At 43.8% G+C, this 20,898-nt stretch carries 21 protein-coding genes and 2 riboswitches; of the genes, 1 reads left to right on the top strand and 20 read right to left on the bottom strand.

All coding sequences use genetic code 11. From position 1 onward, the window contains the following. Positions 1–37 precede the first annotated feature (37 nt). Together WD019_RS18345 and WD019_RS18350 are read right to left on the bottom strand one after the other, a co-directional pair. Positions 38–1,984: an endonuclease MutS2 gene (locus tag WD019_RS18345; protein WP_425712399.1), complete on the bottom strand. Its 1,947-nt coding sequence runs from the start codon at positions 1,982–1,984 to the stop codon at positions 38–40. 621 nt (positions 1,985–2,605) lie between these two features. Further along, positions 2,606–2,860 (bottom strand): HPr family phosphocarrier protein, encoded by a 255-nt coding sequence (locus WD019_RS18350; protein WP_026679309.1) that lies wholly within the window; start codon positions 2,858–2,860, stop codon positions 2,606–2,608. Positions 2,861–3,035: 175 nt separating this feature from the next. Between WD019_RS18350 and WD019_RS18355 the strand changes: the two genes are divergently transcribed. After that, positions 3,036–3,275: a hypothetical protein gene (locus tag WD019_RS18355; RefSeq protein WP_026679308.1), complete on the top strand. Its 240-nt coding sequence runs from the start codon at positions 3,036–3,038 to the stop codon at positions 3,273–3,275. Between the two features lie 22 nt (positions 3,276–3,297). On the opposite strand, the gene WD019_RS18360 is transcribed toward WD019_RS18355, so the two are convergent. The 18 genes from WD019_RS18360 to tenI form a co-directional block, all read right to left on the bottom strand. Beyond that, positions 3,298–4,764: a nicotinate phosphoribosyltransferase gene (locus WD019_RS18360; protein ID WP_026679307.1), complete on the bottom strand. Its 1,467-nt coding sequence runs from the start codon at positions 4,762–4,764 to the stop codon at positions 3,298–3,300. Positions 4,765–4,829: 65 nt separating this feature from the next. After that, the gene (locus WD019_RS18365) at positions 4,830–5,621 is read right to left on the bottom strand and encodes an NUDIX domain-containing protein (RefSeq protein ID WP_425712400.1); all 792 of its coding nucleotides are present in this window, start codon (positions 5,619–5,621) and stop codon (positions 4,830–4,832) included. A gap of 120 nt (positions 5,622–5,741) precedes the next feature. Then, the gene (locus tag WD019_RS18370; RefSeq protein WP_425712401.1) at positions 5,742–5,876 is read right to left on the bottom strand and encodes a hypothetical protein; all 135 of its coding nucleotides are present in this window, start codon (positions 5,874–5,876) and stop codon (positions 5,742–5,744) included. Between the two features lie 59 nt (positions 5,877–5,935). Continuing rightward, a complete protein-coding gene (gene pbp4b, locus WD019_RS18375) occupies positions 5,936–7,204 on the bottom strand; it encodes a penicillin binding protein PBP4B (protein ID WP_425712402.1) in 1,269 nt (422 codons plus the stop codon). 116 nt (positions 7,205–7,320) lie between these two features. Then, entirely contained in the window at positions 7,321–8,337 is a 1,017-nt protein-coding gene (locus WD019_RS18380) for a MupG family TIM beta-alpha barrel fold protein (protein WP_425712403.1), read from the bottom strand. Next, on the bottom strand, positions 8,337–9,698 hold the full coding sequence (locus WD019_RS18385; protein ID WP_425712404.1) for a PTS transporter subunit EIIC: 1,362 nt from the start codon (positions 9,696–9,698) through the stop codon (positions 8,337–8,339). Before WD019_RS18385 ends, WD019_RS18380 begins: the two co-directional genes overlap by 1 nt. Before the next feature lie 68 nt (positions 9,699–9,766). After that, complete coding sequence (locus tag WD019_RS18390; RefSeq protein ID WP_425712405.1) at positions 9,767–10,621, bottom strand: MurR/RpiR family transcriptional regulator; 855 nt, start codon at positions 10,619–10,621, stop codon at positions 9,767–9,769. Positions 10,622–10,624: 3 nt separating this feature from the next. Then, positions 10,625–11,536, bottom strand: coding sequence for an N-acetylmuramic acid 6-phosphate etherase (gene murQ, locus WD019_RS18395; RefSeq protein ID WP_425712406.1), 912 nt, complete (start codon positions 11,534–11,536; stop codon positions 10,625–10,627). A gap of 198 nt (positions 11,537–11,734) precedes the next feature. After that, positions 11,735–12,742: an ABC transporter substrate-binding protein gene (locus WD019_RS18400; RefSeq protein ID WP_026679300.1), complete on the bottom strand. Its 1,008-nt coding sequence runs from the start codon at positions 12,740–12,742 to the stop codon at positions 11,735–11,737. Positions 12,743–12,747: 5 nt separating this feature from the next. Next, positions 12,748–13,521 (bottom strand): ABC transporter permease, encoded by a 774-nt coding sequence (locus WD019_RS18405; protein ID WP_425712407.1) that lies wholly within the window; start codon positions 13,519–13,521, stop codon positions 12,748–12,750. Next, positions 13,514–14,269, bottom strand: a complete 756-nt coding sequence (locus WD019_RS18410) for an ABC transporter ATP-binding protein (protein WP_425712408.1) — start codon at positions 14,267–14,269, stop codon at positions 13,514–13,516. Before WD019_RS18410 ends, WD019_RS18405 begins: the two co-directional genes overlap by 8 nt. After that, positions 14,257–14,946 (bottom strand): thiaminase II, encoded by a 690-nt coding sequence (gene tenA / locus WD019_RS18415; protein WP_425712409.1) that lies wholly within the window; start codon positions 14,944–14,946, stop codon positions 14,257–14,259. The genes WD019_RS18410 and tenA overlap by 13 nt, the downstream gene beginning before the upstream one ends. After that, positions 14,943–16,235, bottom strand: a complete 1,293-nt coding sequence (locus WD019_RS18420) for an acetylornithine deacetylase (protein WP_425712410.1) — start codon at positions 16,233–16,235, stop codon at positions 14,943–14,945. Before WD019_RS18420 ends, tenA begins: the two co-directional genes overlap by 4 nt. 342 nt (positions 16,236–16,577) lie before the next feature. Continuing rightward, positions 16,578–16,683: riboswitch (TPP riboswitch) on the bottom strand. 162 nt (positions 16,684–16,845) lie between these two features. After that, positions 16,846–17,868, bottom strand: a complete 1,023-nt coding sequence (locus tag WD019_RS18425) for a thiazole biosynthesis adenylyltransferase ThiF (protein ID WP_425712411.1) — start codon at positions 17,866–17,868, stop codon at positions 16,846–16,848. After that, the gene (locus WD019_RS18430) at positions 17,868–18,632 is read right to left on the bottom strand and encodes a thiazole synthase (RefSeq protein ID WP_026679294.1); all 765 of its coding nucleotides are present in this window, start codon (positions 18,630–18,632) and stop codon (positions 17,868–17,870) included. Before WD019_RS18430 ends, WD019_RS18425 begins: the two co-directional genes overlap by 1 nt. Before the next feature lie 2 nt (positions 18,633–18,634). Further along, entirely contained in the window at positions 18,635–18,838 is a 204-nt protein-coding gene (gene thiS / locus WD019_RS18435; RefSeq protein ID WP_026679293.1) for a sulfur carrier protein ThiS, read from the bottom strand. 4 nt (positions 18,839–18,842) lie between these two features. Then, positions 18,843–19,973, bottom strand: a complete 1,131-nt coding sequence (gene thiO / locus WD019_RS18440; RefSeq protein WP_425712412.1) for a glycine oxidase ThiO — start codon at positions 19,971–19,973, stop codon at positions 18,843–18,845. Beyond that, positions 19,974–20,591 carry a thiazole tautomerase TenI gene (tenI, locus tag WD019_RS18445; RefSeq protein WP_425712420.1) on the bottom strand — a complete coding sequence of 206 codons (618 nt, stop codon included), beginning with the start codon at positions 20,589–20,591 and terminating at the stop codon, positions 19,974–19,976. It lies immediately after the preceding gene. Between the two features lie 89 nt (positions 20,592–20,680). Beyond that, positions 20,681–20,786, bottom strand: a riboswitch (TPP riboswitch). Between the last annotated feature and the right edge of the window lie 112 nt (positions 20,787–20,898).

Here is a 20,898-nt window from a genome sequence, read left to right on the forward strand (position 1 = left end):
ATTCAGGTGCTCTATCCGCCATTTCGGGTAGCTTATTTTACTCGTCGGTTGGGCGGTCAATCGTCAGCCCTTCGACATGCCGTTTGTTCATGAGCTTCGCTTTCTTCCGATTTTCTTTCGTTTCAAAAACGATGCTCATATCATAATTGTCCGGGTACAATTCTTTGCTTTCAATCTGAAGCTTTAACCGTTTTTTATGGACGATCAGCTTCTTCCCTTTGATCAAAACGCCTAATTCCCCTTTTTGGTTTTCGGGTTCACAGATGATGCCGCCTGTTTTTAAACTCGGCACATAGACCCGGTCCCCTATGGCAAAGGAAGTTTCGTCTTGCTTCTTTTGAGGCTTCTTTTTCCGAACTGGGGCTGCCTTTTTTATGGCGTCCTCCCTCACTTGTTGCAGATTACCTGTTCGAATGGGAAGTTGACGCGGCGTTTCAGTTGGATAGCCCTTCACTTCTTTATACGTTATTTCGTGGGCACGCTCGATAATTTTTGATTCCATCCCAAGCTTTAAGGCAATTGAAAAGGCCTGGCTTTGCCCGGCTTTTCCGATGATTAATCGATACGTCGGCCGCAGCGTTTCTACGTCAAATTCCATTGATCCATTTTCAAACCCTGGCGTATTTTTGGCAAATTCCTTCATTTCGCTATAATGAGTCGTTGCCAAAATGATGGCGCCACTGCGGTAAAGTTCCTCTAAAATGGAGATCGCAAGCCCCATTCCTTCTGCCGGATCAGTTCCCGCCCCTAGCTCATCCATAATGACTAACGTATTCGGTCCCGCTTCATCTATTATCGAAATGACGTTGGTCATGTGGGCCGAAAAGGTGCTCAAGGACTGTTCAATGCTCTGCAAATCGCCGATGTCGACAAGAACCGATGAAAACACATTGAATTCGCTTCCTTTGCTTGCGGGAACATGCAATCCAGACTGTACCATCAATGCAAGAAGTCCGACCGTTTTAATGGCGACTGTCTTTCCTCCGGTGTTCGGCCCCGTAATGATGAGCGCCTGATAGTCTTTCCCTAATGAGAAATCCAGCGGCACGGCTTTCTCCACTAATAAAGGATGTTTGCCAGCCCGGATTTCAATTTTGTGTTGATGGTTGAGGGTTACCGGGTTCGCATGGATGGCCCTGCTATATTTCCCCTTTGCGAAAATAAAATCATAATGGACCATCGCTTCCATCGTGATCGTAAGTTCCCGATGATAAGTCGCAACCATAGCTGTCAGCCCGCTTAATATCTTTTCTACTTCGATTTTCTCTTCCGCTTTTAACATATTTAATTCCGTTTGCAGCTTTCTCACTTCCTGCGGTTCCATATATACAGTCGCCCCACTTGAGGACCGATCGAGAATATGTCCGTCTATGTTGCGCTTATATTCATTTTTTACCGGGATGACGTAACGCCCGTCTCTCATCGAGATGAGCGGTTCTTGCATCATATTGCGATAAGAAGATGATTTTAAAATACTCTCAAGCTTAGATTTAATCCGTTCTTCAACGATCCCCGCTTTTTTCCGGATTTTAGAGAGCGACTTGCTTGCATTATCGTCCACCTGTCCATTCCGGATGCATTTATGAATCTCCTCTTTGACCTCAGGAAGAGGGAACATCGAATAAGCATATGATGATACATTCGGGGCAAGAAACGCTTTATCTTTCATAAACCGTTGCAGCCGCTCCACATTTTCAAGCAAATCAAAAATGAAAGACAACTGTTCAGGTGAAAGGCTGATTCCCTTTTCGGCAAGTTTGAGCACATGCTCCATTCCGTTCAAATTGGCGATCGGCACACTTGAGCTTTTTTCAATAATCGCTTTTGCTTCTGACGTTTCATTCAGCCATGTTTCGATGACCGAAAGATCCGTGTGCGGCACTAACTTTTCAATTTTTTGTTTTGTCATTTCATTTTGCGCGAAACTCTTTAAATGTTCAATCACTTTATCAAATTCAAGCATCTTTAATGTATGTTCGTTCAATGTGGTCTCCTCCTCAGTTTGATCGTGTTTGATTGATGTTCAATGACATTGAATCATCTGGACATACTATCCCCTCCCTCTTTCAACAGAGGCCAGGGCATACAATGCAAAAAGGGCAAAGATGAACATCGTCATCCCTGCCCGAAAGACCACACTTTCCCTGAAAAATCCGCCTCTTTTAAAGCAATAAAAAAACGCACTCCAAGAGCACGGTTTCATCAAGAGAAATCAATAATGATGGCTTTGTATGCTGACCGCTGTTCTTAACTAGTTGGTGTAACAAAAAGCGCATGACAAACAAACCCGAAAAACGACGGTTTTTTGCACGGAAATGAATGATCCTTGACTTTTTGTTACTACTATCCAATTCGATTAGTTAAGAACGACAACGCTCACAAACACACCATCCTTTCATTTTTTACCATTATATGCTAAGAATGCATTTACGTCAACTGTCTATTGAAAATAAACAAATGAGACCCCGGCCATTCACCAACCTGGGTCTCATTTCATACTATAATTGTGCATCCGCCCATATCGTCAAAAGCGGTTGATCAAAAAAGAAAAAAAGGTGACATTTTTTTTAAATTATTTGCAGGAATTCTTGTTTTATAGTCGAATTCATAAAGCATATTCTTCTGTACAGATTGCCCTTAACGATTCCAGGGCCGTTCTACAATTCTTTCCTGTCGCATATATACAATACAATCCTTGTTTCCCTAGCAACAAACTTACACTTAACAAACTTTTCGCATTCATCTTCATTTGTTTATATTCGATATAAATTTGGCATTGGTCAAATTCATTCGCCGCTTTGACAATTTCTCGCAATTTTTTTGCATTCATTTTGTTGAATACAAGAAAATAGGTCTTCATTCGTGCGACACTCCTTCGATTTTCTATTGTTAGTCTAGCAACTCCAGTTTAAGGGCATAGTAAATATGAGTAATTTTATAAACTGTCGTCATCGCTTACACAACTAACATTTTTATGCTGGAAGTTCCATAATATGATTGTTTTTTTGAAAATCTTTTAAAGGAGGTTTTGTAACATGCCATTTTATGTAGCGTGTGATTATGATAAGCCTGATTTAACTTCTTATCGTGGCATTGTACTGATCGACACGGATACGAACGAAGTCGTAAAGCGTTTCTACTCCGGGAACTTTGATGAAGATTACCGCACGTACCAGGTATGGTTATATGAAAACGAACCCTTCTTTTTCGAAAATGAAAGTGTAACTGCTTTTATAAACAAATACCACGGCAGCAATGAAATGAGCCAATGGTAAAAAGGCGGGCTCCCCCCGCCTTTTATCCTTTTTGCATTTCCTCTACTTTCTCCCTCACTTTTTTAATGTTTGCCATCTTATGATCCCAGCATTTTTGACTGAGGTCGACGGGATATTCTTCTGGATGGAGATAGCGTTTGTATTCATCCCAGAGAAGTGCCAGGTTGTCGTTTGCATACTGCTGGATTTCGTGAATCTCAGGCAATTCATAAACTAATTCGCCATTGACATAGATGTCTTTATGCAGCTCTTTCGCTTCAAAATTCGTTACGAATTTACTAATGTACGTATGGATCGGATGGAACATTTTTAACTTTTCTTCCTTTTGCGGGTCTTCATCTTCAAGCGTAATATAGTCCCCTTCTGAGCGATGATTGATCAAATTGATGATCCGGTAAATTTTCTTTTGACCCGGTGTCGTCACTTTTTCTGGATTAGAAGAAAGCTTAATCGTGTCAATCATGTTTCCATCCTCGTCTTCAATTGCCGCCAATTTATAGACTGCACCAAGTGCAGGTTGATCGTATGCAGTGATAAGTTTTGTGCCGATTCCCCAGCTATCGATTTTAGCTCCCTGGGATTTTAAGTTCATAATCGTCGTTTCATCGAGATCGCTTGATGCAATAATTTTTGCTTTTGTGAAACCGGCTTCATCGAGCATTTTCCTGGCGGCTTTTGAAAGATACGCAAGGTCTCCGCTATCTAAGCGAATGCCGATAAAATTAATTTTATCGCCTAACTCTTTCGCCACGCGAATAGCGTTTGGAACACCTGAACGGAGCGTATCATACGTATCCACTAAAAATACGCAGTCTTTATGCCGCTCGGCGTACTTATGAAACGCGGTATACTCATCTTGATACGCCTGGACCATCGCATGGGCATGCGTTCCTGAAACTGGAATACCGAATTTTTTACCAGCCCTTACATTGCTCGTTGCATCGAATCCGCCGATAAAAGCGGCTCTCGCACCCCAGATGGCGGCATCAAATTCATGGGCCCTCCGTGTTCCAAATTCCATGACGACTTCATCCTTGGCAACATGCTTAATCCTGGAAGCTTTTGTTGCAATCAGCGTCTGGTAGTTGACAATATTAAGAAGAGCTGTCTCAATGAGCTGCGCTTCTGCGAGAGGAGCCTCTATCCGGAGAATGGGCTCATTGTTAAAAACAAGTTCTCCTTCTTGCATTCCCCGCACATTGCCCGTGAACTTCAACGCCTTTAAGTAAGCGAGATAATCTTCTTTAAACCCTAGATCGCGCAAATAGTTAATGTCGCTTTCACTGAAGCGAAATCCATTCAAATATTCGATAATCCGCTCGAGCCCGGCAAACACCGCGTACCCGTTCCCAAACGGAAGCTTTCTAAAATAAAGGTCGAATACAGCTTTCCGGTTGTGAAAATTATCCGCCCAGTAAGTTTCCGCCATATTAATTTGATAAAGATCCGTATGAAGTGCATAACTGTCATCATTGTATTTATGATTCATGTCTATCATCCTCCAATGATTCTCTCCCCTAGTATTTAACTACCGCCCGGTAAATTTTCCTGCCTTTACGTGTAAATGGATGCGATCGGTTCGCTATCAGTAAACCGGTAAAGCTTCGATGGCCGGTATGAATTCCGTCTTGTCGTCTTTGGATTTCCTTCACGGTCTACCGCAAGTTCAATAAACGGCAACGTCGGCGTTTTTCTAAAAAAGATCGATTTTTCTTTTATATACGGCTCATCACTAACGGTTAACAGCACGTCCCTTAATTCGGATAATGTAAATTCTTCAGGCAAAAAGCCTTTCGCGATCGTCGTTTGAACCATGTCTTTTTTAATCATCTCAATCGCATCATGGATCACTTCTCTGTGATCAAAAGCTAGTTCTAATTGAAAAACCTCTTCCAATGTAAATAAATTGACATCGTTTGCATCATCAGCTGCTTTTCTTTTTCCAAGGAAATCTTCCGTTACAATCGCATAGTGCGCATTCGTAATGATCCATCCGCGCGGATCGCGGCCGGGTTTGTCATAAACACCGTAATGCTTTAAATGAATTTGGTCAATTCCGGTTTCTTCCGAAAGTTCGCGAATGGCCGCCTCATATGCTGTTTCATTCGGCTGGACAAAACCGCCGGGCAATGCCCACTTACCGCCTTCAATATTTGGCTCCCCTTCACTATTCAGCTCAGAACGCTGAATCAGCATCAATTTCAACGTTCGCTTTGGCGGAGCTTTTCCTTCCTCTTTCACGGGCTCAGTTACAATCGTAAACACCGCAATATCGCTTGTATACCCATCAGGTGTTACATATTTACTGGAATCATAATGCTTTAATGCTTCTTCATTCTTCGTCATTCCGATCACCTAATTAGCAATTTGTTAATTAATAATTACATTATACATTCATCTTTTTTAATTTGCAACAGTTTTCATAAAAAACACTCACCGGTATACCGATGAGCGTGTTGAACATGATTATTTTTGGCCTCTCGTTTTTAGTTGGTCGGCAGCATGCGAGATTGGTTCAGCAAATGTGCCTTTCGGGATTCCCTTATTATGATTTTGTTTATCATGCTGTTTAATTGTTTTTTCATTATTGTTGCCTGGCATTATATAACACCTCCTGCTATTTACGGTAACCAGTATCCATAAAAAAAGCCCTGGAAGATTTATCCTCCAGGGCGATATGATTTTCTAAGCAGAGCTTCATAAATAGCGGTTATAATTTTTCCGTATTTTGCTGTTTCAAATGTGTCTCCCAAAAATAAATTTGGATTGTTTTCCGGTTCAAGAACAGGAGAATGTTTTTTATTCGTCAATAAAACAATGCCTAACTGATATTCAACATCGATAATGGTTAGTGTTCCCGTCCATCCGGTATGTCCGATCGCTTTCGGGCTGGCAAAGCTTCCAAACATCCATGCCATGCCTGAATCACCATTTCGCCTCCATCCAAGCCCAAAGGTTGGATCATGGGAAGGGTTCACAAATGTGTTGATCGTTTGTTGATCAAATATTTTCACATCGCCATACCCGCCGCCGTTTAACATTACTTGAAGCAGGACAGCTAAATCATTTGCAGTAGAAAAAAGGCCGGCGTGACCTGAAACGCCTCCCATGGAATAAAACGCTTTCTCATCGTGAACTTCCCCTTGAAGCGTATCTGTTCGGATGTTAGGAAAATGGACGATGCCGTCTCGCGTGTTTCCCAACAGCTCGGTTGCGGCGAATTCATTTTGTTTGAATCCTTTTTGAAGCGGATTAAATACAGTTCGTTTAAGTCCTAAAGGTTTGTAAATTTCATTTTCTACATAGTGATCAAGCCGCTTGTCAGTTATCTTTTCAATAATATATCCTAACAGCATATAATCGACATCACTATATAGATGCAGTGAGCCCGGCTTATACTGTAGAGGCGTTTGACATAGCATTTTTAATGTTCTCTCGCGGTCTTGAGAATAGAGACTGCCTGCCTTTTTCGGGTCATAATACCCCGGGTCGGCGGGAAAGCCTGCGCAATGCGTCAGGAGATCAACTATTCTTATCGCATTCTTGCCTTTTATATCGTCAGCTGGTTGGTCTTTAAACTCTGGAATGAAATCCTGTACGCGCGCATTTAAGTCGACCTTTCCAATGCTTGAGAGATGCTGCAAGGCGAAATTAAGAGCATACATTTTCGTATTCGAGGCCAGGTCAAACATCGTGTCTTTTTCCATTGTAAATGGATGCTCTAACTTGCTCAGCCCTTCATACTTCTTTTTATATCCGTAGGCCGAATGTTTCACCACTTTTGCATCTTTCACAACGAGAAGAACGGCACCCGGAAACCCGGCCTGAACATCACATTCAATCAAGCTATCAACTTTTCGTAATCTTTTTGCTGAGAATCCCGCTTCTTCCGGATCTCCCGCATTCGTTAGGACCGGATATGTTTTCATTTCTTAACTCCTATACTATTCCGTAATAATATTTCGCTGAAGCTTTTCAATGATTTTTAAACAATTATCCATTCATTTGGAGAGGATATCAGTCAATTTTAATCTCCTATCGATATCTAACTAAGACAACATAATTCAATGTACTGACCCGGCTGAATGAGAGACAGAAGCGGAAGGTCTTCGGGAACCACGCTTCCAATGACGTTCACCCGTTGATCAGCAGGCAGATTTTGAAGGGTAATGTGGATTTCGCCGCGATACCTTCCATACAAATCATTATCGACCGTTACCGTTCCACGTGGTCGCTCTACAGTATTGTCTGGTGGGACGGACTCCGTCGTGCGCGTGTTCATTAAACGAAGGACATCACGCGCAAAATCCGGACGCGGCCGATACTTTCCGCCTTTGAACGATGCTGTTTTTACCCGTATAGGAATGACCTTGTTTGAATCATATTTTATCAGTTGTTCCAAAAGCATGGCCCCTGGTTCAGGGTCACCAATGTACACTTCTTCAACACCATCATCAAACAATTCAACGGCTGCTGCAAAAGGATCTATCCACCGATGTTTCTCCAGCGTCGGCAATCCTTCAAACAGCGGACCCCGTTTTTCTCCCCGCCCTGGCACAAAGGCGCAGGAAGGAATGTTATAATCTTGATACAATTTCATTTGCTTTCGAAAAAAGTTTTCATCCAGGCCCGTTTCTCTCCGTGGATAATAATTATGCCAGGCGATAAGCCGGATTTTCTCAATTCCGCTATTCAAAAGTTCAAACCATTCATCTTCCAAAATAATGCTCGCATTTAAAGCAATTTGAAAACTCTCAGACAGCCTCATGATCGTTTGTTGGTCAAAAAAGTCATCCAACCGGATCCCGACAACACCTAAATCCGTCAAATCTTCAAAACAATCAATGCCTAAATGCTCCGGGGTCCTTGCGGAAATATCAGCATACACTTCCATTCCTAATTCTTTCGCAACACACAAAAGATTTTTTGCCCGGTTTGCCAGATCCCCCGTTTCTTCAGGAATGTGAAGAGAGGTGAAAGCCCGCTTCACGCCAATTTCACTCGCTTCTTTAATCCGTTTTTCCGCCAATGGGTCATTTAAATAAAACGATATGCCGATCATTAAAATTCACTCGCCATTTCATCTTTAAATCCAAAGAAATAAGTAAAGAGGAAGCCTGCTACATAAGCAATGACAAGACCGAGTAAATAGAGAAAAGCCTGGCCGCCAACAACAAGAAACGTTAGCGGCAATCCCGATACCCCGATGGTGGTCGTCGCTACTTTAAAAAGTGCCTGGAATGCCCCTCCGACACCTGCCCCGAGGCAAGCTGTTAAAAACGGACGGCCAAGCGGCAAGGTTACACCAAAAATAAGCGGCTCGCCAATGCCGAGAAGTCCTGAAGGAAGGGCGCCCCCGATCGCGCGTTTCAACCTGGTCTTCTTTGTTTTAAAATAAATGGCAAACGCTGCACCGACCTGACCCGCGCCGCCCATTGCCAAAATCGGCAGAAGCGGGTCGTTGCCAATTTTATTGATCAACTCCATATGAATTGGAGTCAATCCCTGGTGAAGTCCGGTGACGACTAATGGCAAGAATGTTGCACCTAAAACAAAGCCACTAACGATGCCGCCGAAATCAAGGATGGCTAACAGACCTTTTGTAATTCCATCAGAAATAAATCCGCCTAACGGCATGAAGACAACGTACGTTACAATTCCTGTTACGAGGAGCGCCAAAGTTGGCGTCACTATAATGTCAAGGCTTTTCGGAACAACCGTGCGGACATTTTTTTCAACGATCGCAATAAAAATGGCAGCGAACAGGATGCCAATTAGTCCTCCACGCCCCGGCAAGAGATTCTCGCCAAACAAACTGATTTTTGCCACTTCCGGGTTGATGACAAGAATACCGGCTAATGCGCCGAGAGCCGGCGATCCTCCGAATTCTTTTGCCGCATTAATCCCGACCAAAATTCCAAGATAGGCAAACAATCCTGAACCGATCACCATTAAAATGATGGCCAGTTGTGATTTTTCATCAAGCCATTTTGCTTGAACGAGGGTTTTTGTGATCCCATTAACGAGGCCCGACGCAACCAACGCCGGAATGAGCGGAATGAAGATGCTGGCAATCCGACGCAAAAACAACTTAAATGGGGTAGCATTCTTTTTCTTTATTTCCGATTTCTTTTGCGCTCCTAAATTCTCAAACTCAGCATTCTCTGATGCGTCGATCAGTTTGCCAAACTCTTCCGTCACTTTGTTGACGACACCAGGCCCAAGAATAATTTGCAACGTTTCTGCTTCAACGACTCCAAGTACGCCTTCAATGTTCTTTAACGCTTCTTTGTTAATAAGAGAATCTTCTAAAGGGGTGACGCGGAGGCGAGTCATGCAATGTGTATAGGAATCAATGTTTCCCGGTCCCCCAATGTACTCAAGGATTTTTCTCGCAAGGACTTGATGTTTGTTTTCTCCCATCTTTCATTCCTCCCCTTTTAAATAGTTGCTTTCGTTTCTCCCCCATAAAAACGCTTTCAAAACAACGTTTACTTTTTCTTTGTAATAAAGTGAATGGCTTCCCGCGTCTTATCGATATGTTTGACCGTTTCCTCATACTGCCTGGCCGCGATGCATAGGAACAAAACATCGATGATATAAAGCTGGGCCAATCTTGAAGAGGTCGCGGCGCTTCGAAAAGGGGCCTCATTTGAATAAGAAGTAAATAAGCTGATGTCCGCAATCGAAGAGAGTGTCGTCTGATCAAATTTTGTCAGACTGATCGTTTGAACCCCCCGGTCTTTCGCAAGTGACAGGACATTAATCACTTCCGGCGTCTCTCCCGAAAATGAAATGCCGAAGACAACATCATCTTGATCCGCATTCGCAATCAATGTGGCGACAAGATGAACATCTGTAAAAGCCGTTGCCCCTTTATTAATGCGTAAAAACTTTTGCTGCGCGTCCAGAGCGATAATACTAGATGCCCCAATTCCGAAAAAATGAACGTTTTTTGCTTTTAACAATGCATCTATCGCTTTTTGCAATTCATCATAGTTGATCAATTCCGCTGTCTCTTTCAAGCTTTGAATGGCATTGCTTGCCGTTTTGTGAGCGACTTGATACATCGATTCTGAAGGCTCGATATCCCGGTAGCCCTGTTCGGCCGGTTTCAGCAAATCACCCGCAACCCTAATTTTCAAATCTTGAAAACCTTTTAAGCCAAGTGATTTGCAAAGCCGTATGACGGCCGCGCCGCTCGTGTTCGAAACGTTAGCCAGCTGGCTGACTGTACTATTTACGACTTCATGGGGATGTTCTAAAATATATTCTGCAATCTTTTGCTCGGAAGCCGGAAGTTTGTCGAGCATTTTTTGAACCATCTTTAATCCGCCTGATGCCACGATTTACTCTCCTTTATTTAATGAAATGGCCTTGCTGACATAGCCACCGGCCTCAGCAAGTAATGCTTTCGCTTCGTTATACGTTTTTTCCGTCTTAATCATCACGATCGCCGTTTTCACCTCATAATTCGCCTTCTCCAATGTTTCTTTTGCAACGTCGTAAGAGGTGCCCGTAACCGTTTTAATAATGTTAATCGCTCGTTCTTTTAATTTATGGTTACTGACATGAACATCGACCATTAAATTTTCATATGCTTTCCCAAGACGGATCATCGTCGTAGTTGAGATCATATTTAAAATCATTTTATGGGCAGTTGCTGCTTTCATTCGCGTTGAGCCTGTCAATACTTCGGGACCGACAATGACTTCAATCGCGTGATCGGCAACCTGGCTGATTCTGGCGTTTTCATTACATGATAGCGCTACCGCCTTTGCACCGATGCTTCTTGCATATTGAAGGGCTCCGACAACATATGGCGTCCGGCCGCTTGCCGCAATGCCAATGACCGTATCATTTGACGTGAGATGGATCGCTTCTAAATCTGTTTTGCCTAACTCGGCATTATCCTCTGCCCCTTCAACCGCTTTGACAAATGCCTTTTCACCCCCGGCCATGATTCCGAGTACGGTTTCTGGAGATGTGCTAAACGTCGGAGGACATTCAACAGCATCGAGAACACCGAGGCGGCCACTCGTGCCAGCTCCAATGTAGATGAGCCTCCCGCCTTTTTTTAATGACTCGAAGGCATATTCAACTGCCACTTTGACCTTGGGCAACACTTTTTTTACTGCCAGGGCGACCTTTTGATCTTCTTCGTTCATTACTGTTAAAATATCGATAGTATCAGCTGTATCAATATGTGTTGTATTTTGATTACGCATTTCGGTCGTTAATGAGCTTAGATGTTCTTCCATTTTTAAGCCTCCAAATTCGTATTGCGAATGGTCGTCGAAATTTTCTTTACTTTTATTATAATTGGTTTGAAATATAATTTCAATAAATATATTTTTATTATAAAAATTAGTTTCAGATTTAGTTTATGTTCTAAATTAAAATAATATGACTTCAATAGGAAAAGGACCGCTGTTGAACAGCAGTCCTTTTCTGTAAAATTATTCAGCGATATTGACAAACGCATCTTTGATATTAACTTTTTTCTTCACCACGTCTGTTTTATATAGCCAATCGGCGACATCTTGCCACGTTTTTTCATCCTGGGTGCCGAACGGCTCGTCTTTTGCATCCATTAACGGCAGCAAAATATTCAAGCTTTCTTTTTCGACTTGTTTGTCCAGTTTAAAATCTTGATTTTCATGATCCAATAAAATTTGCAATCCTTGTTCCGGATTTTTTTGGACATATTGCTGTCCTTCTGATACCGCTTTCCAGAACTTTTTGTAAACTCCTTTCTTTTCTTTCAATCCCTGGCTGCTGGCAACAAGTACTAATTCATAGTAATCAGGGACGCCATACTTTGCCGGATTAATCGCACGCATCGGGTGCCCTTCCTTACCGAGCAAAATCTTTTCATGATTAATATATCCTCCGATAATACCGTCGACTTTGTTCGTTGAGACAGCCGGCATTAAATCGAATCCGACATCTGTCATCTTTACGTTCTTTATGCTTCCACCATCATGATCCACCATTGTTTTTACAATCGCTTCATCGGTCGGAATGGATGGGTAGCCAATGTTTTTGCCGGCAAGATCTTTTGGCGTTTTTATCTTGCTTTTCTCAGGTACCATTAAATAATTGAGCGGATGGCGTACGAGAGCAGCGAGCGAAACAACAGGAATGTCTTCCGCCCTTGAAATGACGACTTGCGGCTGATAGCTGAGGGCAAGATCGATTTTGCCTGCCGCAACCAATTTTAGCGGGTCATTCGTTTCAGCCGGCATTTTTATATCAACATCAAGCCCTTCTTTTTTAAAATAGCCTTCTTTTACTGCCGTATAAATCGCGGAATGAACGGCATTCGGATACCAGTCAAGCATGATGCTGACCTTTTGAAGCCCGTTTTTGTTTTTCGTTCCGCTCGCTTCTTGTGACTGTGAACAACCTGAAAGGACGATCGCCAAACAGAGGGCGATCCCTATCGTTAACCATTTACGTTTCAATTTCATCACCTTTTCTTTTCTTCATTCCATTTCAACATCCATTTTTGCAATAAGGTAACAACGAAAAATAAAACCATTCCGAGTACAGATAAAAGAAAAACGGCCGCAAATACACCTTCCGCATTCAAGTTCCCTGACATTCTTCTGCTATAATAGCCAAGGCCAACGCTTGCCCCAAGCCATTCACCGATTGTCGCACCGACGACGGAAAACACAATCGCAAGCTTTAATCCGGAGAAGAGAGAAGGCAATGCCATCGGCAGTTTCACTTTCATAAACCGCTGCCATTTGCTCGCCCCCATTGACTGGAGGAGTTCATCATATTCCGGGTCGCTATTTTTTAGCCCGTCATACATCCCGACAACGATCGGAAAAAAGGCGATTAATACAGTGACCGCCACTTTGCTCCATATCGTATAACCAAACCAGAGAACAAAAACCGGAGACAGTGCGATAATCGGAATCGTTTGCGAAATCAAAACGACGGGATAAATCATTTTCTCAAGCGCTTTTGAGAAATACATAAGGATCGATAAGCCGATTCCCCCTGCTGCCGCAATAAAAAATCCAATCGCCACTTCCTTAACGGTCGCAAGAAGATGCTCCTGAAAAAGCGACTCCCGGTTTTCAACAATGGAACGGATAACCGAAGATGGGGCAGGTAATATAAATGAAGGGACTTTCCCTGACTGGACGAGCCATTCCCAGATGACAATGATGACACATGAAAACAAGATAAATAACAAGTAATCTTTGAAAAATGATTTCAGTTTAGCCATCAGCAATCTTCTTCTCTATCATTTTTTTGTAGTTCACCATGTCCATTGTATGAACCATTTCCGAATGGCGCGGGCGTGGAAGATCAACCGGAATTTCTTCTGTCGTCTGATCCGAATGCAGCAAAATAATCCTGTCGCTTAGAAGGATGGCTTCTTCCAGGTCGTGGGTAATAAAAAGAATCGTTTTATTCAACTCTTCCCATATGGATAGAAGCCAGCTATGCATCTCTTTTTTCGTCAAGGCATCGAGTGCCCCAAATGGCTCGTCCAATAAAAGAACTTCTTTTTCGGTCAAAATTGTTCTTAAAAAAGCGGCCCGCTGCCTCATGCCGCCCGAAAGCTCCCGTGGCAACGCATTTTCATAATCTTTAAGGCCGACTCGTTTAAGCCAATTTCTTGCCTCGTTTTTCGTTACTTTTGCGCCTTTTTGAAATTCAGAAGCGAGCATGATGTTTTCAAGAACCGTTCGCCACGGCAAAAGCAAATCTTTTTGAGGCATATACCCGACACTTCCCGGTTCAGTCGCTTTGCCGTAGACGCGAATTTCCCCTTCATCGGGTTTCAGGAGCCCGGCACATAACTTTAATATTGTGCTTTTTCCTGTTCCGCTTTTCCCGATTAACGATACGAACTCTCCTTTTTGGAGTGTGATGTTTACATTCGAAATGATTTTCTTTTTATGCCGTTTTTCGGGTCTCACCGAGTACGAAACATTCTTCATCACCAGTGCCATAGTCAAATCGGCCATTCGTGCTTGCCATATACCATATTCCAAAAGAGATATTCATAGCGTGACGTCGTTATAAAATGTTTTTCTAGTATGGAGAGCTCCCGTTCCGTTTTTCCGTTTGTCAGGTTGTTCAGAAGTTCAATGAGCCACTCGCTGAGTGCGCCAAATTCAGCGGAAGCGTACATCTCAATCCAGCTTGCATACGGATTTGCTGATAACGTGTTGCCGTTTTGCTGTTTTAAATCTTTTCCGATTTCCCAATAGCTCCACATACATGGAAGAAGGCATGAAATCAACTCGGCAAGCCCCCCATTATGTGCCACATTGAGCATATACCGGGTGTAAGCAAGGTTCACCGGCGTCGCTTCGGTTTGTTCCAGGTCAACATGGCTGATGCCAAATTCAGCCGCGTATTGCCGGTGCAAATCCATTTCCGTATGAAGCGTTTCGTGGAGAAGCCCGGCAAATTTCCCCATCGTTTCAAGGTCCTCCGCTTTCATCGAACCAATCGCGAACAATTTCGCATAATCGATCAAAAACACATAATCTTGTTTCATGTAATAGGCAAAGGTCTCTTTATCGAGGGTACCGCTTCCAATTCCCCGGACAAACGGATGGGCGTGAATTTTCGTCCAAATCGGCTTAACGTTTTCAAATAGCCGGTCGGTAAATAGCTGCTGCTTCGTTTTCGTCATTTTTGTTCTCCCCTTTCCGTGTTGCACCACTCGGCGATAAAGCAAGCAATCGTTTTCGTATAGTCCAACAGTTGCTTAATCTTCACTTTTTCATTCACCGAGTGAGCCTCTTTTAACTCTCCCGGACCGTAAATCGCCGCGGGAATGCCTGCCCAGCCAAACCATCCGCCATCGGTAACCGATGTGGACATGGTGACTTCCGCTTCCCTCTTCGTGACGAGTCCGTGATGATTTTTTAACTGGACAATTGCCAGATGCCCGGGATCAATTTCTAACGAAGGAAAAATTTCACCGCGGTCTTCGATCATTGATTTTCCGCCCCAGCGAAACTGTGGCGGATTTTCTTTCAGCCATGGATCGGCCATCGCAACACGATTGATGTGTTCTTCGATTTCCTTTGCGACCTGTTCAAACGTTTCATTCGGATAAAAGTGGACGGTAATCCATAACCGGCATTCATCGGCGATAAAAGCGGCATGACGTCCACCTTCGATCACAGCAGGATTGATCGTATTTGTCCCTGCCGGAAAACCAGGGTAGCTTTTTGTTACAGCCCAGTGGCGTTCCAATTCTTGAAGACCGCTAATGATCTTCATCATCTTCTCAATAGCGCTTGCGCCTCTCAATCCGCCGCCGGCATGAATCATTTTCGAACGCAGCCCGTCATGAAACGTTTCTTTGCTTTTCACCGTAATCCAACCGGTAATAACGCCGCCCTGCCCTTGAATCCGTAGATCGCTCGTATCGACAACGAGGGCAAAATCACCGGTATACCCTCTATCTAAGCATGACTTCGTGCCGGCCTCTCCTACTTCCTCACCGATGACGGATTGAAATTGCAAATCTCCTTTCAATTCCACGCCAAGTTCATGTAATAATTGAATAGCAAATAATGCCCCGGCGATCCCGCCTTTCATGTCTGATGTGCCGCGGCCAAAGACATATCCATTCTCTACTTTTATTTCAAACGGGGACGCCGTCCACTCTGAATCGTCTCCTACTTCGGCGACATCGATATGGCCGTTGATGATCAAACTGTTGAATCGCTCTGGATCCGTGCCTTTCTTTACACCAACGACATTCGGGTCATTCGGGAATACGTCCCATTTGTCTGTTGTAAAGCCCAATTGCTGTAACTGCTGTTCAATAAACTGCTGAGCTTCCGACGAATTGCGGGCCGGAGGGCTTACCGTTGGAAAACGGATGAGCTCACCGAGTAATTGCAGCAATTCATCCTGCCTTTCTTCTACTAATTGTTCGATTTTTTTATTGAATGTTTCTGTCAGCAATGTTTTCTCCCTCCTTTTTTGCTATCGTAAATTTGCATGATTGCACGTTGATCTGACTTTGGAAAATAAAATTGCTAGTTTGGAAAATAAAATCCGATGTTTGGAAAATAAAAATTGAAATTCAGAAAATAAAATCTCTAGTTTGGAAAATAAACTGTCCTGTACAGAAAATAAACAGGCTTATTATTTAGTTTTGGAGCTAACTTATCGAGTTTTGGCCAAGTTTAGGCGATATTATTGTAAGTTTTAACAAAAAAAACTGACATTTCGGGCAGTTAATGAACGAAATTTAAAAAACCGCCCCTAAAGAGAGGCGGCGATACACTACATCTATATTACATGTGTAGATATGATCCGCTTCCCTACGCTGGCATGATCCAGATCAGGTTCAAAGGGTTTAAAACATACGTTTATTCTCAGCCGGTAATTGGCCCCCCTAGCATTTCTATTCAATTAAGGATGTTCAAAAAGTCCGGGAAAAATAGCTGTCGAATTTCTGCGTCAGCTTGCCTCTCCGCTCCTCACGTATTAAAGGCATACGCTCCGGTGCTCGCAGTCTGCGCTTCCTTGAACTTCTCGGCTCTTTTTGTCCTCCTTTTTGAACACGGAATTATCCGACATAACGGTGATACAGGCTTTTCGCTTCATGAATGTCTTTTGTCCCGTGCACGAGCACCCTTCCGTCTTTAAAAATGACGAGACGGCGGGTATCATCGACCGTATATGAGACGAGATACGGATTTTGTTGCAGGGCGCCGCCTAATTTGGACAATTTGCTCGCCAGTTCATCAAGATTTCTTTCAGATCGTTTCGGCGGACGAATTTGCACAGTGTTTCTCCCACAAAGCACAGCGGTTTTCATCTGATTTTCCGGCTGCAAAAATGGGTGCGTCGGATTTACTCCGCATGACGGACAATCGTCCTTTTTCATCCGGTCCACATTCATTGTGACATATTGATTTTTCCATAAATCAAAAGAGACGAGCTTATTTCTTAGCGCATCCATATCCTCAACAAGCAGCTTTAACGCTTCGGACGTTTGATGGGCGACAACCATTTGCACAGCCGGGGCAATAATCCCCGCCGTATCGCACGTTGCGCCCCCCAATGGAACGGTTTCTAAAAGGCAGCTTAAACAAGGCGTTTTTCCTGGAAAAATCGTATAGCTTAAACCATAGCTTCCGACACACGCGCCATAGATCCATGGAATCTTCTTTTTTTGCGAAAGATCGTTAATTAAAAGACGGACGTCAAAGTTGTCGGTGGCATCGATGATAAGATCGACGCCGGCAGAAAGCTCTTCGATTTCTTGAATGCCGACATCCATAATAAAAGCACGAATATCAATATCGCAATTAATTGCGCGGAGACGCTTTTTGGCGGCAATCGCCTTTGGGAGGCGGTTTCCCGCATCTTCTTCGCTAAACAATTGCTGCCGCTGGAGATTGCTCCATTCGACATAATCGCGGTCGACAATCGTCAATTTGCCGATTCCCGCCCGGGTGAGAATTTCGGCATTTCCAGTGCCGAGTGCACCGGCTCCGATAATCAGAACATGTTTTGAAGCAAGCTTTTCTTGCCCGCTCTTTCCAATTCCGGCAAACAATTCTTGCCTGGAATAACGATCGCTCATTATACGCTCATTCCCTCCAGAGGGCTTGATGCTGTTGCATAGCGTTTTTTCGGAATTCTTCCCGCTTCAAATCCTAACCGGCCGGCTTCAATCGCCAGTTTCATCGCGCGGGCCATTTTGACTGGATCTTGTGCCCCGGATACGGCGGTGTTCAATAACACGCCATCCGCACCCATTTCCATGGCAATAGCGCAATCCGCAGGTGAACCAATTCCTGCATCAACAATGACCGGAACCGTCGCTTGTTCGATGATGAGGCTTAAGTTAAGCGGATTGACGATTCCCTGTCCAGAACCAATCGGGGAAGCTCCCGGCATGATCGCATGCACGCCAAGCTCCTGTAATTTTTTTGCTAAAACGACATCATCGGAAGTATACGGAAGAACGATAAATCCTTCTTCCAACAGCATTTCCGATGCTTTTAACGTTTCGATCGGATCAGGAAGCAACGTTTTATCGTCACCGATCACTTCGACTTTAATCATATCACAGAGCCCGGATGCTTTCGCGAGCTTCGCGATGCGGACAGCCTCTTCGGCCGTGCTAGCTCCCGCCGTGTTTGGAAGCATCTTAAATTTCTCCACTTCCAATTTTTCTAGAAAGTTTGGCTGGTTCGGCTCGAAAATGTTCATCCGTCTTACGGCAAACGTTAAAATTTCAGTTCCTGATACGTCGACCGCCTCTTTTTGAACATCGAAATCCGGGAATTTTCCCGTTCCGAGAAGCAATCTTGATTGAAATTCATAAGGTCCTATTTTTAACATGATTATCCTCCTCCTACAAAATGAACGATTTCAACTTTATCTCCATCAGCTAAACGAGTTTCAGCATGCGAACTCTTTTCGAGAATTTCCCGATTCAGTTCGACGATGGCCCCTTTATCCACCAATTGAAAATGTGCCAATAAATCATGAACGCTTTGCACATTATCGGGAACCTCAACCTGGTCGCCGTTAATCATCAACTTCATGTTATCACCTCAATTCCGGTTGTTTTGAAAAACGGTCCACTCGAAATAGCCGCAATGTTTCTTTTGACCGCTTGCCATCAATCAATTCCGCCACCCATTTTCCTGTGATCGGACTGAGGACGATACCGTTGCGGAAATGGCCGGCCGCAATATATAACCCTTTTATCTCAGGATGTTCACCTAAAATCGGGAGTCCATCGGGGGTCTGCGGACGAAGCCCGGCCCACGCTTTTTCCCAGATTCCGCTTTCGATCGAAGGCAAAATTGCCTTTGCCGCATCCATAAGTCCGGCAATCCCTTTGAATGAAACGGTTGTATCATACTGGCCGTTAAGCATCGTTGCCCCGACAATTAACCGGCTCCGCTGTTTCGGAACGATATAGCAGCCATTTGAAATAATTGTTGCTGTAATCGGGGCGATCGGAAAACATACTGAAAAACATTCCCCTTTGACCGGATATAGAGGAACATTGAGTCCTGTTTGCTCCAGTAACTTTCCTGTCCAGACACCTGACGTGGCAACTACGTTCTCGCTATAATAAACGCCGTGATTCGTTTCAATTCCGGCTATTCTGCCGTTTTCTTGAAGAAAGCGGGTCACTTCCGTAAACTCTTTTATTTCCGTCCCTAATGCAGCTGCCGCTCGGGCAAAAGCGGCCGTTAATTCTGCCGGCAATACATGACCGTCATTTGGCAGATACATCGCCCCTCTCACATTTATGGAAAGGTTTGGTTCACGTTTGAGCAGGTCTTCAGCCTCTAGCCACTCTGCCTGCTGCCCTTCATGATTGTGAAAAGCGATTAACCGTTTCAGCTCTGCCTCTTCTTCTTCCGTTTGCGCCGTTTTATACAGGCCTTTATTCACAAGTCCAATATCAATGCCGCTGTATTCTTTTAATTCTTCGGCTATTGATGGGAATAAAGTTCTGCTCTCGTTCGCCATTTCATAAAAAGGTCCCGCCTCATGGATTTCCGCCTGGGCACCGAGCATTCCGGCCGCCGCTTTTGATGCCTGGCTACCGATTCGGTCTTTTTCAACAAGCAATACGCTTCTTTTGCTTTTCGCTAAATGGAAGGCAATGGAGCTGCCGATCACTCCTCCGCCTATAACAATTGCATCATAGCTGGTTGTCATCTATTCTCCTTCTTTCCTGACCTTCGTGTAAAATTGTTCCGCCGCCTCAATTGGGGAAGCTGCCGCCCAAATACCTGACATAACGGCGATTCCAGAAGCCCCTGCAGCAAGGACGTCTTTTGTTCTCTCCGGCGTGATTCCGCCAATTGCAACAACCGGAATCGACACCGCTTTTGTAATTTCGTTCAGCGACTGTAAGCCTCTCGCGTTCAGCCCTTGTTTAGAAGCCGTCGGGAAAATATGCCCGTATATAAGATAATCGGCCCCCTGGCGTTCTGCCTCCAGCGCTTCCTCAATTGAATGGACGGATTTTCCAATTCTCAAACCTGGGAAACTAGATTTGACAAGCGCGACATCTAAACTTTGATAGGTGAGTTGAACCCCTTTTGCGCCGGCAGCTAATGCAATATCCGCACGGTCGTTAACATACACTTTCGACAATGGGACATTACAATCTTTAAGCGCTTTTAGACACAAGTAAATTTCACTGGCACTCTTAGATTTTTCACGAATATGTAACGCCGTAATGAAAGGGTGAATCTCGGCCGCCGTCTTCGCGTATTCAAGCGGATCATCGATTCCATTTGATATGATGTGAATCTCTCTATCGATTTGAATCTCCCCCTTTTAAACTATGAAATCTAGCAAAACGCAAAAAAACCACTCCAGCATAAAGGAGTGGTTGAAAATACATGTAATAAAACCATACAGGCTGCTTCCCACTTCCCTACGCTGGCATAATCCAGATCAGGTTCAAAGGGTCTAGAACGAAACGTTCAGTCTCAGCCAAAAAAGGCCCCCCCAGTGTTGCGTTTGAATTATTCGATTATTGCCCTCTATCATAGCACGAAACTCAAAAATAGGAAACCCTTTCGTCTTAAAACATTTGAAGTTAATGTATCAAAACTCAAGTCACTCTTATCCT

This window comes from Fictibacillus sp. Mic-4, assembly GCF_049843615.1.
Taxonomy (GTDB): Bacteria; Bacillota; Bacilli; order Bacillales; family Fictibacillaceae; genus Fictibacillus_A; species Fictibacillus_A gelatini.

Excerpts from the sequence above, each read along its gene's own strand:
- WD019_RS18350 (WP_026679309.1), bottom strand. The coding sequence starts at position 2,860 with ATGAAGACCTATTTTCTTGTATTCAACAAAATGAATGCAAAAAAATTG.
- WD019_RS18355 (WP_026679308.1), top strand. The coding sequence starts at position 3,036 with ATGCCATTTTATGTAGCGTGTGATTATGATAAGCCTGATTTAACTTCT.
- WD019_RS18360 (WP_026679307.1), bottom strand. The coding sequence starts at position 4,764 with ATGAATCATAAATACAATGATGACAGTTATGCACTTCATACGGATCTT.
- WD019_RS18365 (WP_425712400.1), bottom strand. The coding sequence starts at position 5,621 with ATGACGAAGAATGAAGAAGCATTAAAGCATTATGATTCCAGTAAATAT.
- WD019_RS18370 (WP_425712401.1), bottom strand. The coding sequence starts at position 5,876 with ATGCCAGGCAACAATAATGAAAAAACAATTAAACAGCATGATAAACAA.
- pbp4b (WP_425712402.1), bottom strand. The coding sequence starts at position 7,204 with ATGAAAACATATCCGGTCCTAACGAATGCGGGAGATCCGGAAGAAGCG.
- WD019_RS18380 (WP_425712403.1), bottom strand. The coding sequence starts at position 8,337 with ATGATCGGCATATCGTTTTATTTAAATGACCCATTGGCGGAAAAACGG.
- WD019_RS18385 (WP_425712404.1), bottom strand. The coding sequence starts at position 9,698 with ATGGGAGAAAACAAACATCAAGTCCTTGCGAGAAAAATCCTTGAGTAC.
- murQ (WP_425712406.1), bottom strand. The coding sequence starts at position 11,536 with ATGGAAGAACATCTAAGCTCATTAACGACCGAAATGCGTAATCAAAAT.
- WD019_RS18405 (WP_425712407.1), bottom strand. The coding sequence starts at position 13,521 with ATGGCTAAACTGAAATCATTTTTCAAAGATTACTTGTTATTTATCTTG.
- WD019_RS18410 (WP_425712408.1), bottom strand. The coding sequence starts at position 14,269 with ATGGCCGATTTGACTATGGCACTGGTGATGAAGAATGTTTCGTACTCG.
- tenA (WP_425712409.1), bottom strand. The coding sequence starts at position 14,946 with ATGACGAAAACGAAGCAGCAGCTATTTACCGACCGGCTATTTGAAAAC.
- WD019_RS18425 (WP_425712411.1), bottom strand. The coding sequence starts at position 17,868 with ATGAGCGATCGTTATTCCAGGCAAGAATTGTTTGCCGGAATTGGAAAG.
- WD019_RS18430 (WP_026679294.1), bottom strand. The coding sequence starts at position 18,632 with ATGTTAAAAATAGGACCTTATGAATTTCAATCAAGATTGCTTCTCGGA.
- thiS (WP_026679293.1), bottom strand. The coding sequence starts at position 18,838 with ATGAAGTTGATGATTAACGGCGACCAGGTTGAGGTTCCCGATAATGTG.
- thiO (WP_425712412.1), bottom strand. The coding sequence starts at position 19,973 with ATGACAACCAGCTATGATGCAATTGTTATAGGCGGAGGAGTGATCGGC.